A 13375-nucleotide genomic window follows, 5' to 3' on the forward strand; every position below is an offset into this window, starting at 1 on the left:
CAAGAACAAAAAAAAGTTTCGTCAAAAGGAAAAAAGAGTATATTATGGAATATACTCCGACATCCTCTTGTATATGGGCGCAGCATCGTTCATTTTGCATAGTGTAAAATAGCGATCGCAGCTCGTTCTCTTCGCTCTACATCATCGCTTCTCAGTGCCTGTGCCAGAATGTCCAGCGCTTCCAAGGCCATCTCCTGACTAACATTCACCTTACTGGCTGGTTCAGATTGGGGCTCATTCACCGTACGATTCGACATCCATCTGACTAGCTGCTCATAGCTGACAGGCTGTTCGAATCTCGTTATCGCAGCAGCCTCCTGCTGGTCCAGAAAGGCTTGCAGCTCCTTGTGAATATCTGCTCTTGCAGCGGCATTCAGCCAAGTAACTCCGCGCCGATGATGTATCGGTGCCTCATTAGAATCATCAGGGATATAATAATAATCCCCCAGATCACCAAGATAGAGCTCCGTGCCCGCAGTAACGAGCATGTAATCGCCATCCTGCATCGCATGTACGAAGATACTTGCCTCCTCTAGCCTGCGAAGCAGCTCCTGCCCCTGCCCCTCACCCTCATAAGCCGCGGCTACCCGTTCTATTAATTGTTCTCGGCTTGTCTCCTCCAAGCTCCCGATATGGGGCCAGCCGAAGCCTACGAAGTTCTCTTCTAGAAATTCCGCTGCCCTTGGTGTGCTATAAGAATCCAGTCTCATATGATATAAATGCATCCTTGTTCCCCCATTAGCTTCTACCAGCGAATCTGCCTGATCAGCTCCAGCATGTGCTCTCTTCGCCCAGAATCGAGCTCCCATTGTTCTATTTCCTTCCTAATAGTCGCAAGATTCGTATATCCCTTGGCTAATCCATTCAGACGAGCTGCCAAGGTGGAGTTCACCAGCTCATCCTGTGTAGAGAACAGTCTGTTTAGCTTCTCCATCGCATCCGGATACCTGCGAAGATAATACTTCTGATGTCTGTCTTCCGCACGGTAGAAACCAGAATACGGGATGATTGTTGTGGCATTCTCTTCCTTCCCGGAAGCCCTTCTCCTTTCCACAATATGCTGCACCGCTGCTTGCTGACTATCGTTATGAACCATCAACAGCGATCTATATTGGCTTCCTTTGTAATCGTTAATGTTATCAGCGTTATGGCTGGACCAGAACAGCTCCACAATATCCTCGAAGGACAAGATGCGAGGATCGAAGCTCATCTGAACCGTTTCGGTATGATCTCCCATTGCACGATATGTAGGTGCTGCTGTGCTGCCGCCTGCGTATCCCGTGCAGGTATGAATGACACCCGGCAATTGACCGAACAGAGCCTCGGGACTCCAGAAGCAGCCCATTCCAAGTGTCGCAAGCTGTCTATTGCTGTCTTGATTGTCCATCGCAGTACCTCCATTCTCCGACAACGTATCATAATTAGGCTCAGCTATTCAACCTATTCTGTCCACTACTGTCATTTCTCGCAAAAAAGAGCTGTTCCATCACTAGTAGTTAACAACTACTGATGGAACAGCTCCTTCATTATGTTATACTCGCTCCGCTCTATTCGCGATAATCCTCAACAATAATGTCGATAGCACCCGTCCCCGGGTCCATGACCATTCCATGAACGGGAATGGCTTCTGGGAACAGCGGATGCTTGCGAATCATCTTGACGCTGTGCATAACGCCTTCCTCTGGCTGCTCGAAGCCTCGCAGAAACTTCTCCATCCGGATTCCCGAGTTCTCGAGTGTCTCTATTACTAATGGATCAATGCCGTTCTCGGTGAACTTCTTCACCATACGCTCTGGCTCAATCTCCGTCATGCCACAGTTGTGATGGCCGATTACGATTACTTCACGCGCTCCCAGCTCATACACCGCAACCAGAATGCTGCGCATGGCACTGCCGAAGGGCTGGGTCAATATAGCGCCAGCATTCTTGATATACTTGGCATCACCGTTCTTGAATCCTAGCGCCTTCGGAAGAAGTACGCTAAGCCTTGCATCCATGCAGGTAAGAATGGCTACTTTCTTATCTGGAAATTTGTCTGTCAAATAATCCTCGTATTTTTTGTCTGCAACGAATTGTTTGTTAAACTCAACCAAGCTAGGTACGATTGACATATAATTACCTCCATATCCATGCGGAGCTCTTGTCCACCTGTCTGAGCAGATGTCCACTTCGAACCGCCGCTTATCTATTTCTTCTAATTTTATCATTATATTTGTGAGCTAGCAAAATAAAAAGAACCGCCATTATTTGACAGGCGGCTCTTACAGTACAATAGCTATAGGATGAATAAAGGTTATTATTTCTTCGCCATATATTTGCGGATATCGAATGCAACCGCAGCAACAATGATAAGGCCTTTGATAATAAGCTGCCAATACGGGCTGACGCCGATATAGGTTAAGCCATAGTTGATAACACCGAAGATCAATACCCCAGCTGCAACGCCAGGAACCGTACCTACACCGCCAGCAGTAGATACACCGCCGACCACACAAGCTGCAATGGCATCCAGCTCATACATATTGCCATAGTTGTTCGTGGCACCGCCCGTACGGGCAGCCTCCATGACGCCAGCAAGCCCATAGAGCGCACCGGAAATCGCATAGATCATGATGAGATTGCGCGCAACATTGATGCCGGACACATGAGCCGCTTGAACGTTGCCGCCGATTGCGTACATATTTTTGCCAAGGCGGGTTTTGTTGAAGACCACCCAGCAGATCAACGCGACGATAACGGCTACGATAACGATATAAGGAATCGTGTAGCCGCCGCCCAGATCGATGAAGCCTGAGCCCCACTTCGTGAAGTCTGGACGTAGTCCGCCGATTGGCTGTGATTGATTCGGCTCCATGTCGAAGTATAGCGAGTTAAGACCGTAGATGCCGACCATCGTACCTAGGGTTGCGATGAACGGCGGCACATGCAGCTTCGCTACGATGAGACCATTCACAAGACCTACTGTAAGACCGACCACTATGCCGACGATAATCGGCAGACCGACCCATAGTTGCGGCAGATCCGGGAAGAAACGGTTCGCATACGTATCAATCTGCAGCATAGAAGCGGATATAACAGCTGTCAGACCGACAACACGCCCGGATGACAAGTCTGTACCACCCGTAATCAGAATGAATGCTGCGCCAAGCGCAATAATGAGTCTCGTAGAGGATTGCTGCAAAATGTCCCGAAGGGTAGAGAATGCCAGGAAGTTCGGGTCCGCAATAGCGATACCAATAACGAGCAGGATCAATACAACAAAGATGGCACGCTGCGCCAAATAATTTCTAACTTTAAACATTGCTTGCGAGTTCATTGATTATCCCTCCTGAATCAGCCATTCGCTGCTGCGCCGCCAGTCGCATAATTTCTTGCTCTGTTGCCTGCTTGCCTTCTACAATGCCCGTCAAACGCCCTTCGCTCATCACCATAATGCGATCAGACATTCCAAGCAGCTCCGGCATCTCCGAGGAAATCATAAGAATACTCTTCCCTTGCTTCGCAAGCTCGGTGATAATGGTATAAATCTCGAATTTGGCGCCAACATCGATACCGCGAGTAGGCTCATCGAGTAAGAGAATCTCAGGGTCCGTGAGCAGCCAGCGCGCCAGCAGCACCTTCTGCTGATTGCCTCCTGACAGATTGCGAATCTGTGTATTTACAGACGGAGTCTTCGTCCTCAGCTTCTCCACATTGATTGCAGCCTCTTCCTTGCCCTTACGCTCATCTAGCAGACCCAACTTGTTCTGATAACGCCCCAGATTGGCAATAATCGTATTCTCGTAGACAGACAGCACAGGGAAAATACCAGTTACCCGGCGCTCCTCTGTCAGGAGTGCGATATTATGCTTCTTCGCATCGGCAGGCGACTTAATCTTCACCGTCTTACCATCGATGGAGATCGTTCCTGAGGCAACACCCCGGAGACCGAACAGCGCCTCAACCAGCTCTGTCCGCTGCGCACCAACAAGACCGCCTAAGCCTAGAATTTCACCACGCTTCAGCGCAAAGGATACATCCTGGAAGGACTTTGGATTAGTGGAGGACAGCTTCTCCACCTTCATGAGCACTTCTCCAGGGACATTCGTTCGCTCGGGGAAGCGCTCCTTCAGATCGCGCCCAACCATTCGTGTAATAATTAGATCAGTTGTTAACTCACCAGCCGACCAAGTGCCGATATACTTGCCGTCCCGCATGATCGTGACTTCATCTGAGATCCTCAGAATCTCTTCCATTTTGTGCGATATATAAATAATGGATACACCACGCCCCCGAAGCCGATTAATGATGCTGAACAGCTGCTCTACCTCGTTGCCCGTGAGCGAGGAGGTCGGCTCATCCATCACAATGACCTTCGAATTGAAGGATACGGCTTTTGCAATTTCCAGCGATTGAATCTTGGATACGGATAGGGAGCCCGTTCGGGCACGCGGATCAATATCAATCTCAAGGTCGCGGAACAAGTTCATGGTATCCTCATACATTCGTTTTTCATCAACGAGCTTGAAAGGCCCATACCCGAACATCGGGAATCGTCCAAGCCATATATTCTCCATGACATTACGGTGAGGAACTGGATGCAGCTCCTGGTGAATCATTGATATGCCGCTGTTCAACGAATCCTTCGAATTGTTAATGACCATTTTATCGCCGTTAATATAAATCTCACCCTCATCCGGCTTATAGATGCCGAACAAGCATTTCATCAAGGTTGATTTGCCCGCTCCATTCTCCCCCATAAGGGCATGCACGGTTCCTGGCTTGACCTTCAGTGTCACATCACTCAGTGCCTGCACTCCGGGAAAGGCCTTCGAAATTCCTCGCATTTCCAGTACGTTTGGCTCCGCCATTGCTTTCCCTCCCACATTACGGACCTATAATCACAATCAAGGGGCAACGCCGCTTGCTGCCGTTGCCCCTCAATCCGAATAAGATTATTGTGCGTCGGCTACATTATCCTTGGTAATCTTCTTATAAGCGATCCACACATATTTGCCATCCGTAATATCGAAGCCGATATTTTCTTTCGTTGGCGTTTCACCTTGGGACAGGGCAGCCGCGATAGCTACGGAAGCCGCTCCTTGGTTCTTGGCATCATTAAGAACCGTTCCAAGCAGGGTGCCATCTTGCAGCGCTTGAATAGCTGGTGCTGTAGCATCAACGCCTACAACAGGTATGAACTTGTCACCAGTGAAGTAGCCTGCAGCTTTCAATGCTTCGATAGCACCGAGTGCCATATCGTCATTGTTCGCAAGAACCGCTTCGATCTTATCGCCATGCGAAGCGAGGAAGGTCTGCATTTTCTCTTGACCCTTCACGCGGTCCCACATTGCCGTATCCTCTGCGAGAGCTTCCACTTCTATGCCAGCGTCTTGAATCGCTTGTACAGAGAACTTCGTCCGAAGCTCAGCATCTTGGTGTCCTGGCTCGCCTGTCAGCATTACGTACTGAAGCTTGCCGTCACCATTCTTATCTGCTGTCGGATTGGCCTTCCAGTAGTCCACGATCAGTTGGCCGGAGATTGTGCCGGACTCTTCTGCCTTCGCTCCTACGTAGAATACTTTATCCCACTTGTTCATGTCCTCAGCAATTGGCTCGCGATTGAGGAATACAACTGGAATATCTGCACCCTTCGCTTTATCGATAATGACGCCTGCCGCCGTGCGGTCAACCGGATTGATAATCATCGAATCATATTTCTTGGAGATGAACAGGTCGACCTTCTCATTCTGTGTCGGCTGTGCATTCTGGCTGTCTACGATATCCAGAGTCGCCTTATCTTTGGCCGCATCTGACATTGCATTCCTTACACCAGTCATGAACGTGTCGTCGAACTTATAGATCGCTACCCCGACCTTAGGTGTGCTGCTTGAACCCCCATTGGTTCCGCTGTTCGTGTTCGTGTTGGTGTTGCCTCCGCCATTGCTGCATGCAGCCGCAGTCAGCATAATTCCTGTCAAAAGCACAAGCATCCATTTCTTATTCACTTGTGTAGACCTCCCTGAACAAACTGTTTTCACTGATAAGCAGCATTGCCCTGCGTCTCAGCGTCTACCCTCATTATGATGGATCGTTAAATGGATTCGAATGCAATATTCTGCTGTTTTCTATCAAAATTCTCATCACTTATTCGTAATCCTCAGCTGAAGCTGTTCATTGAACGAATGGAAACAGCATCTTCTGGTTAGCCATCCAGAACATATTATCCGCATCAACAACCCTTGTCTCGAGCAGGACAGACTTATCCACCCGTTCCCCGGCGAGCAGAGCTACCGCCTGCTTCACACCTAGATAGCCCGTACTGAAGCCATTCTGCACAACCAGCTTATGAATAATGCCATCCTGCAGCAGCTCCAGCATCTCCGTATCACTTCCGAAGGAGACGACGTTAATCTTCCCCTGCAGCTCACGCCGCTCCAATTCATCCGACAGCCCTAGTGAAGCCTGACCCTCTAGAGCTAGAATCCCATCCACCTGCTCGCGATCAAGCAGCTGCTTCGAGGCTTGCCAGCAAGCATCCCGCAGGCTGCCGCAGGCCACACTATCTGTAATATGAATCGCTTCATATTCAGCCAGCGCTTCTCTGATCCCCGCTTCACGCTGCAGCAGGTCCGGATTCTCCCGATCTGATTGCATAATAGCCACTGTGCCACTATCGCTTAGCAGCTCCGCCATCGCTTCGCCCGCTTGCCTGCCGGCTTCACGGTTATCCAAAGAGATTGCCGCCATCTCTCCTTTGGCTGTACGTTCATCATTAAGCGTTACAACAGGTACCCCTTTGCCCGAGGTAACAGCTGTGAGCTCAGCAAGCACAGACTCATCGGCAGGATCGATCAACACGGCCGAAACTCCGTTCTCTACAGCCTCCAATGCCGCATCCAGCTGCTCCTGCGCATCCTCATTCGGCTCGAACGATATATATTCCAGCTGGGCTCCGAATTCCTTGCCTGCCGCATCGGCGCCAAGCCGCATTGCATCCCCTTGCTCATTGGCGTGCACAGGAGCAACAAGAACAATGCGCAGCGGCGCCAGCTCCTCATTCTGAGCAGAAGAGCATGCACCGAGCCACACGGCTAGCAGCACCAGAATGAAGCTAAGCAGGATCATTCTCTTCTTTGTATATCGTTTATGCATCCTCATGAGCCTCCTCCTGTCTCTCCTTCATAATGGGGATATAGACACGGACTGTCGTCCCTACTTCCTGCTCGCTCTCGAAATCAAGCCCGTACTGGGCTCCGTAATAAAGCCGGATACGGTCATGCACATTATGCACCGCTACTCCAGAGCCAGAGCTATTATCATGTCCCATGTCACTTGACTGCGCATCTACTCTAGCCAGCATTTGACTAAGCTGCTCAGGGGACATCCCAACGCCATTATCCGCTACTTCGAGCACAAGCATGTTATCCCGCACCCGTGCACTGATCGCAATCATACCCTCGTCCACCATGTATTCAATACCGTGCACAATCGCATTCTCGATGAGGGGCTGCAGCACAAGCTTGAGCGTGTAGCAGGACAATGCCTCCTCATCAGCTTCAATGGTGAAGTCGAACTTCCTCTTGAAGCGCATCTGCTGAATCGTCAAATAATGGCGGGCATGCTCCAGCTCATCGCCAACAGTAATCGTCGTTTTCCCTTTGCTTAAGCTGATGCGGAACAGCTTCGACAAGGAGGTAATCATCGTGATAACCTCTTCGTTCTTGCTCATGCCGACCATACGAATGACGGAATTCAGCGTGTTGTACAAAAAATGAGGATTGATCTGCGCTTGCAGCGCTTCAAGCTCATATTTTCTCTTCGACTCCTGTTCAACGATGATCTGTTTCATTAACTGTCTAATCTTGTTCAGCATGAGATTGAAGCGGCTGGACAGCTGCACAACCTCTAATGGACCCTTCATCGGCAGCTCTACGTTGAAGTCTCCCCGTTCAACAGCCTTCATCGTCTTGCCCATCCGTCTGATCGGTCTAGTCAGCATCGTAGCCAGCACCATGGATATCAGAATGGCGAAGATAAGAGCAACGGCAACAACTCGAACCAAATATTGATTCACCTCTGCTCTGGTCGTCATGATCTCATCCAAATAAGAGACGCCGACGACCTTCCAGCCAATATTCACGACCGACTTCACCGTGTTAAGCCGCTTCACCCCGGCTGATTCATCCATATAGCTCGCTGAAGAGGTAAGCGCTTTCTCAACACTTTCCGTTCGCAGCCCCATATAGATCAGCTGCTGCTGCGGATGGTAGACGATATTCCCTGCACCTTCGTCAATAATGTAGACATAGCCTCTTTTGCCTAGACTAATTCGACTGCTGAGCTCATCTATTTTTTTGAAATTAATATCAACCAGAAGAATAACGTTCATCGGCTTGCCGTTATGAACGACGGTAATGCCTTTACTCATGGAGACGACCCATTTATAAGTGCCATCATATAGATTCTGCACATGTGGGAGTGAGAAGCTTAGATGATCCGGTACCCGAAGGGCTGCATGGAACCAGCTCTGCTGGGAGATATGCGCGCTGGGTCTCACGGGCAAGGAAGGATGGTTCCTCAGCAGCTCGCCTGTATCATCGAATAACGCGATCGACACGATATCATCACGGCTGTTCATAACGGTATCCAGCTGCTTGGTCACCATCTCATCATCCCACTTGCCATCCATCAGCATATTGTTCTCAATCGTTCGATAGAGCTGTGCCATTCCATCCACATAATCCTCCAGATTATAGCTGACTTGGTCGACAATCTGCTGCGTGCTTAGAAAGACGTTCTCTTCTGCCGTTCGTGAGAATTTATCATAGAGCAGCACAGCCACAATCAGAACAATAAGTAGGATGGAGATCGAGAAAGACCACATAATAATCGATTGAATGCTGCTTGCCTTCACCCGCTCCATCCACCGCTTAACCGCAGACGGAGATTTCCTCCATTTAGGACTCATGACCTGCATGCCCCTCTCCAGCTGCTGTCAGACTCCGGCTCCGATAATCCTTGGGTGAAATGCCTACCTGCTTCTTGAAGCAAAAGCTGAAATAATTCGGATCGGCGAAGCCTACCCGCTCTGCGATCTCGAACGCCTTCAGCTCCGATGTCCGCAGCAGCTCCTTCGCCGCTTCCATACGAATGAACATCAGATATTGCACGAATGTCATTCTGACCTCTTTCTTGAATACCCCGCTGAAATAACCGGTGCTAATATGGAGATGGGAGCACAGGATCTGAATCGATATGTCTGGATCTGTGTAATGCTCTTTCGTATACTGGATCGCCTTCTCCACAATATCCTTGTAGGTATGCTGCCGTTTGCTGGATATATGCTTCATAATTCGTGCACATAGGTCATAGAACCACCGCTGCGCATCCTGTAGACCTGAGAACTTGAATATTTCGGTATGCAGCTGGAAGCCTGCGCCGAATATCTCATCCAGATCAATATCAGCATCCTTCGCTGTCCGAAGAACGGCGGTAACGACCTCGAGCAGATAGACCTGTATATCGGTATAGGCATGAGTCGCATGCAATAGATCGCTGAATATCGCCTCCACCGCTTCGGTCAGCTCGTCTAGCGTTCCAACCTTCAGACTACGAATCAAGGCCTGCTCCTTCAGCTCATCGAATCGCAGCTTCTCCCCGCGGCGCTCCTCCACATCGTGGATGAATATAACCTTCTCCGAGCCCAGCACAAGACGATAATCCAGAGCGAGCAGCGCATCTCCGAATGAATATTTAATATTGGCAATGTCGGTTACGACTGAGCCTACGCCTATCGTTACCGACAGCTTCAAGTAATGAACAATGCTCTTCAGAATGCTCTCCAGCGTCTCTTGCAGCCTTATAAGCCATGCTTCCTCTTGGCTGGACTCATCAATTGCCAGGAGCACGATGCGATCCTGATGGATAAGAACGCTTCCAATAGACTGGGCTTCACTAATCTCTTTGGCAATATTGAGCATGGCATGCAGCATCAGATCGAGATCCCCGGAATAGCGAAGCGAATGCTCCGACCCTGCTTTGCCGGCTTCGTCTGGCGAATGCAGAGCAATGACAGCAGCGGTATACCTAGTGCCGGTCAGCTGTATATTATAGTTTTTCGTTTTTTCTTGTATGGTCGAGCGGGATAGCTTGCGTGTCAGCAGCGAAGCAAGAAAGGTCTCCCGAAGCAGAGGCAGGCTCGTTCGATAATGCTCCTGCAGCTGCTGGACATCCTCGCGCTGAGCAACCTCAGCTTCGATCCGATGTCTGATTTTGTGAAGAAGCTCCGTGAAGCTGTCAGCGGAGAATGGCTTGAGCAAATATTCATCGACGCTTAGCTGGATCGCTTGCCTAGCATAATCGAATTCATCATAGCCGGTTAAGATGACAATCTTAACGAGCGGATAATGAGCTCTTAGCCATTCAGAGAGCTTCAGTCCATTCTGAAAGGGCATGCTGATGTCCGTAATGACCACATCCAGCTCTAAGCGATCAGCAAGCTCCATGGCCTCTTGTCCATTCTCTGCCGTCCCCACTACGGTAAATCCACAGGCATCCCAATTGATCTCCTGAACAAGCCCCTCTCTTACATCCGCCTCATCATCGACCAACAGCACTCTATACACCACAATTCCTCCTCATTGTTCCCTGCTTACTCCTATTGATTGCTATTATTATCCTTGCAACGAGAAAAATCCACAACGAATTGCAATTGTGGACTGAATTTCCATAATAAGGTTGTGGCATATAACCATATGAGCAGGGGAAGCATACAAACAGATTAGCCTTAGGGGCCTATCATTCTCAGGCTCACGCATTTTCTATAATCACTTGAAATAATCTATCGTTCGTTGAATAAAGGCTTGGGCAGAATGACCAAGATAACGGTCCGAGCGGTATACGATTTCGAAGCTCCTAATTGGAGCATCGTCCGAGATACGAATGCAGCGCAGCGCCGGCTCTTCCATCGCTTGAATCAGCGGGTATGGCAGTACCGTTCCGCCGATATTGGCCTTCACCAAGCTGATAATAGATGTCGCTGAGGCTGTCTCCATTATCGTCTGTAAGGCGAATCCATATTTCCGACAATAGCTGTCTACTAAATCTCTTCCTGTGAACCCTTCTGGGAACATAATGGTCTGAACCTGGCGCAGCTCCTCAATTGTGATTGACTCACGAGCTGCCCATTCATGCTGTTCCGATACCACCAATACATATTCTTCGGTCGATAACGGAATCTGTACGAGTCGTTCATCAGGCAATGAGGTGAGTGCAATACCGAAATCCACTTCATTCTCGAGCACTTGGTTCAGCACATAAATAGAGGACACCAGCTTCAGCTTCACCTTGGGACATTCAGCATGGTAATCGACCAGCAGACTCGTGATCCGATAATCCAAATCTGACGGCAGCACGCCAATCACCAACGTTCCTCGCTGCCCGATACGCAGCTCTGCAATGGCATCCTGAGCATTCTCCAGATGGCGCACCATCTCATTGCTGTATTCCAGCAGCAGCTCACCAGCCTGCGTCATCCTAATTTTTTTGCCGACTCTGTCGAATAGCGGCAAGCCCAGCTCATCCTCCAATGACCGAATTTGCTGGCTTAACGTCGGCTGAGCGATTCCGATTTTCTCAGCAGCTCTCGTGAAATGCAGCTCCTTGCAGACGACAATAAAGTTCTCTAACTGACGAATTTCCACTACAGCCCTCCTTAATCATTGGAATTTCCAATCATTATAATAGAAATAATAGTATTGTTCAATTAATTTACTCCTTATATACTAGTCTCCTGGGCTGGCTAACGCTCACAGCTACACATTCAATACAGGAGTGATCAGTCTCGATGCGAACGATTTATTTGATTCTCGCGCTTATTCTTGCCGCGCTTAACCTGCGGCCTTCCATTACATCGATTCCTCCCCTTCTAGGAACGATACAAGACAATCTGGGCATTAGCGGTTCAATGGTCAGCTTGTTAACCTCCCTTCCCGTCCTCTGCATGGGGATATTCGCTCCCTTAGCCGTCAAGCTGGGCAGACGATGGGGCACGGAGGGAGCACTCTTGATCGCCTTGGCCGTAATAGGTGTAGGAACTGGGCTTCGTCTATTGACCCATACCACCTATTCTCTACTGGCAACCTCCGTCATAACAGGAGTCGGCATTGCTATAATGGGACCTTTATTATCAGGCTTCATCAAACGTTATTTCGCCAGCAGAGCTTCCGTCATGGTCGGTGTATATTCCACCGCGATGGTAGTGGGAGCTGTCCTCAGCATCTGGCTGTCGGTGCCTCTGCAGAAGCAGCTTGACGGTTCATGGAGCGCCTCTCTTAGCGTATGGGCACTGCTTGCTGTTATTGCCATACCCGTCTGGGTTCGGCTCGCAGCAGCTATACGGCGGCAGCGAATGGAGCAGCCAGCCATCGCAAGCACAGCAGCACGCATTCCTATTCGCCGCTATAGAGCATGGCTGCTCATGCTGTTCTTCGGACTTATGGCTGCCATTTTCTATTCCATCACCACCTGGTTTGCACCAGCTGTCATTAGTATGGGCTACTCGAAGGAAACGGCTGGCAGCATCCAGACGATGCTGACGCTTATCTCTCTGCCTGCTACCTTATTCATTCCCATGGCTGTTCAACGATTCCGGGGCCGGGTATGGTGGCTGATCGGCTGCTCCTTACTGGAGCTGATTGGCATTCTGATGCTGAATCTATCCGTCAGCCCATGGCTGGCAGCGATTCCTCTTGGCATCGGAACCGGTGGTCTGTTCCCTATCGCGCTCATGCTGCCAATCGATGAGACTAGAAATGCAGGCGAAGCCAATGCATGGTCTGCGATGGTGCAATCCGGCGGATATATTCTTGGAGCAGCTGGGCCTATCCTCATTGGACGCATTCATGATCTATCCGGAAGCTTCGCCCAGCCCTTCTACCTGCTGGCGGCCATCATCGTGCTGCAGATATTCGTTCAAGCTATCATAGGGAATAAGAAGTCGGAGCTTCCATTAGGCACTAATCGATAGCTAATACGTGGCTGTCCCAAAATGAACTGCACCCCAATAACTAACATTGGAGTGCAGTTCTCTCAATCCTATGACCTCACAACGGAATACCCCTTGTAATACTAGTGAATCGTGTACTTAAGCACCTTATTTCTTTAGCTAATGACTTTATTTCTTTCATTTTCGGCTCGATCTAGTCCCCAGTAACATAAAACCCACCATTACTGCTTTTTCTTCCTTGTTAAGTAATGAAGTTCTGCTGTTACTGCTATTTCTTCCTTATCATCTCTGATACCCCATTCTGTGTAGAAGATAGAGAAATAAGTTGTTTAACTAAAGAAAATTTGACGTTAAAGAACAAAAGATACAATCTTTATTTAGCCATTT

Annotated in this window: 11 protein-coding genes; 1 reads left to right on the forward strand and 10 read right to left on the reverse strand. The window is 49.3% G+C overall.

The genetic code is table 11. The annotated features are described in order from the left end of the window. Positions 1-89: 89 nt before the first annotated feature. From AC6ESP_RS12200 to AC6ESP_RS12245, 10 genes are all read right to left on the reverse strand, one after another. The gene (locus tag AC6ESP_RS12200; protein ID WP_497096998.1) at positions 90-809 is read right to left on the reverse strand and encodes a DUF8426 domain-containing protein; all 720 of its coding nucleotides are present in this window, start codon (positions 807-809) and stop codon (positions 90-92) included. After that, on the reverse strand, positions 746-1387 hold the full coding sequence (msrA, locus tag AC6ESP_RS12205; RefSeq protein WP_497096999.1) for a peptide-methionine (S)-S-oxide reductase MsrA: 642 nt from the start codon (positions 1385-1387) through the stop codon (positions 746-748). Before msrA ends, AC6ESP_RS12200 begins: the two co-directional genes overlap by 64 nt. Before the next feature lie 160 nt (positions 1388-1547). Next, entirely contained in the window at positions 1548-2111 is a 564-nt protein-coding gene (locus AC6ESP_RS12210) for a beta-class carbonic anhydrase (RefSeq protein ID WP_497097000.1), read from the reverse strand. Between the two features lie 185 nt (positions 2112-2296). Next, positions 2297-3316: a galactose/methyl galactoside ABC transporter permease MglC gene (gene mglC / locus AC6ESP_RS12215; RefSeq protein ID WP_497097001.1), complete on the reverse strand. Its 1020-nt coding sequence runs from the start codon at positions 3314-3316 to the stop codon at positions 2297-2299. Further along, complete coding sequence (locus AC6ESP_RS12220) at positions 3294-4850, reverse strand: sugar ABC transporter ATP-binding protein (RefSeq protein WP_497097002.1); 1557 nt, start codon at positions 4848-4850, stop codon at positions 3294-3296. The genes mglC and AC6ESP_RS12220 overlap by 23 nt, the downstream gene beginning before the upstream one ends. Before the next feature lie 84 nt (positions 4851-4934). Beyond that, the gene (locus AC6ESP_RS12225; protein WP_497097003.1) at positions 4935-5987 is read right to left on the reverse strand and encodes a galactose ABC transporter substrate-binding protein; all 1053 of its coding nucleotides are present in this window, start codon (positions 5985-5987) and stop codon (positions 4935-4937) included. Between the two features lie 166 nt (positions 5988-6153). Beyond that, entirely contained in the window at positions 6154-7134 is a 981-nt protein-coding gene (locus AC6ESP_RS12230; RefSeq protein WP_497097004.1) for a substrate-binding domain-containing protein, read from the reverse strand. Further along, positions 7127-8950 carry a cache domain-containing sensor histidine kinase gene (locus AC6ESP_RS12235; protein WP_497097005.1) on the reverse strand — a complete coding sequence of 608 codons (1824 nt, stop codon included), beginning with the start codon at positions 8948-8950 and terminating at the stop codon, positions 7127-7129. Before AC6ESP_RS12235 ends, AC6ESP_RS12230 begins: the two co-directional genes overlap by 8 nt. After that, a complete protein-coding gene (locus AC6ESP_RS12240; protein WP_497097006.1) occupies positions 8940-10607 on the reverse strand; it encodes a response regulator in 1668 nt (555 codons plus the stop codon). The genes AC6ESP_RS12235 and AC6ESP_RS12240 overlap by 11 nt, the downstream gene beginning before the upstream one ends. A 201-nt stretch (positions 10608-10808) precedes the next feature. Further along, positions 10809-11684: a LysR family transcriptional regulator gene (locus tag AC6ESP_RS12245; protein ID WP_497097007.1), complete on the reverse strand. Its 876-nt coding sequence runs from the start codon at positions 11682-11684 to the stop codon at positions 10809-10811. 143 nt (positions 11685-11827) lie between these two features. Here AC6ESP_RS12245 and AC6ESP_RS12250 point away from each other — a divergent pair, with 143 nt between their 5' ends. After that, positions 11828-13009 carry an MFS transporter gene (locus tag AC6ESP_RS12250; protein WP_497097008.1) on the forward strand — a complete coding sequence of 394 codons (1182 nt, stop codon included), beginning with the start codon at positions 11828-11830 and terminating at the stop codon, positions 13007-13009. The last annotated feature ends 366 nt before the right edge of the window (positions 13010-13375 follow it).

The sequence above is a fragment of the Paenibacillus xinjiangensis genome (assembly GCF_059686975.1).

Coding starts and splice junctions, on each gene's coding strand:
- AC6ESP_RS12200 (WP_497096998.1), bottom strand. CDS start 809: ATGGGAGCTCGATTCTGGGCGAAGAGAGCACATGCTGGAGCTGATCAG.
- msrA (WP_497096999.1), bottom strand. CDS start 1,387: ATGGACAATCAAGACAGCAATAGACAGCTTGCGACACTTGGAATGGGC.
- AC6ESP_RS12210 (WP_497097000.1), bottom strand. CDS start 2,111: ATGTCAATCGTACCTAGCTTGGTTGAGTTTAACAAACAATTCGTTGCA.
- mglC (WP_497097001.1), bottom strand. CDS start 3,316: ATGAACTCGCAAGCAATGTTTAAAGTTAGAAATTATTTGGCGCAGCGT.
- AC6ESP_RS12220 (WP_497097002.1), bottom strand. CDS start 4,850: ATGGCGGAGCCAAACGTACTGGAAATGCGAGGAATTTCGAAGGCCTTT.
- AC6ESP_RS12230 (WP_497097004.1), bottom strand. CDS start 7,134: ATGCATAAACGATATACAAAGAAGAGAATGATCCTGCTTAGCTTCATT.
- AC6ESP_RS12235 (WP_497097005.1), bottom strand. CDS start 8,950: ATGAGTCCTAAATGGAGGAAATCTCCGTCTGCGGTTAAGCGGTGGATG.
- AC6ESP_RS12250 (WP_497097008.1), top strand. CDS start 11,828: ATGCGAACGATTTATTTGATTCTCGCGCTTATTCTTGCCGCGCTTAAC.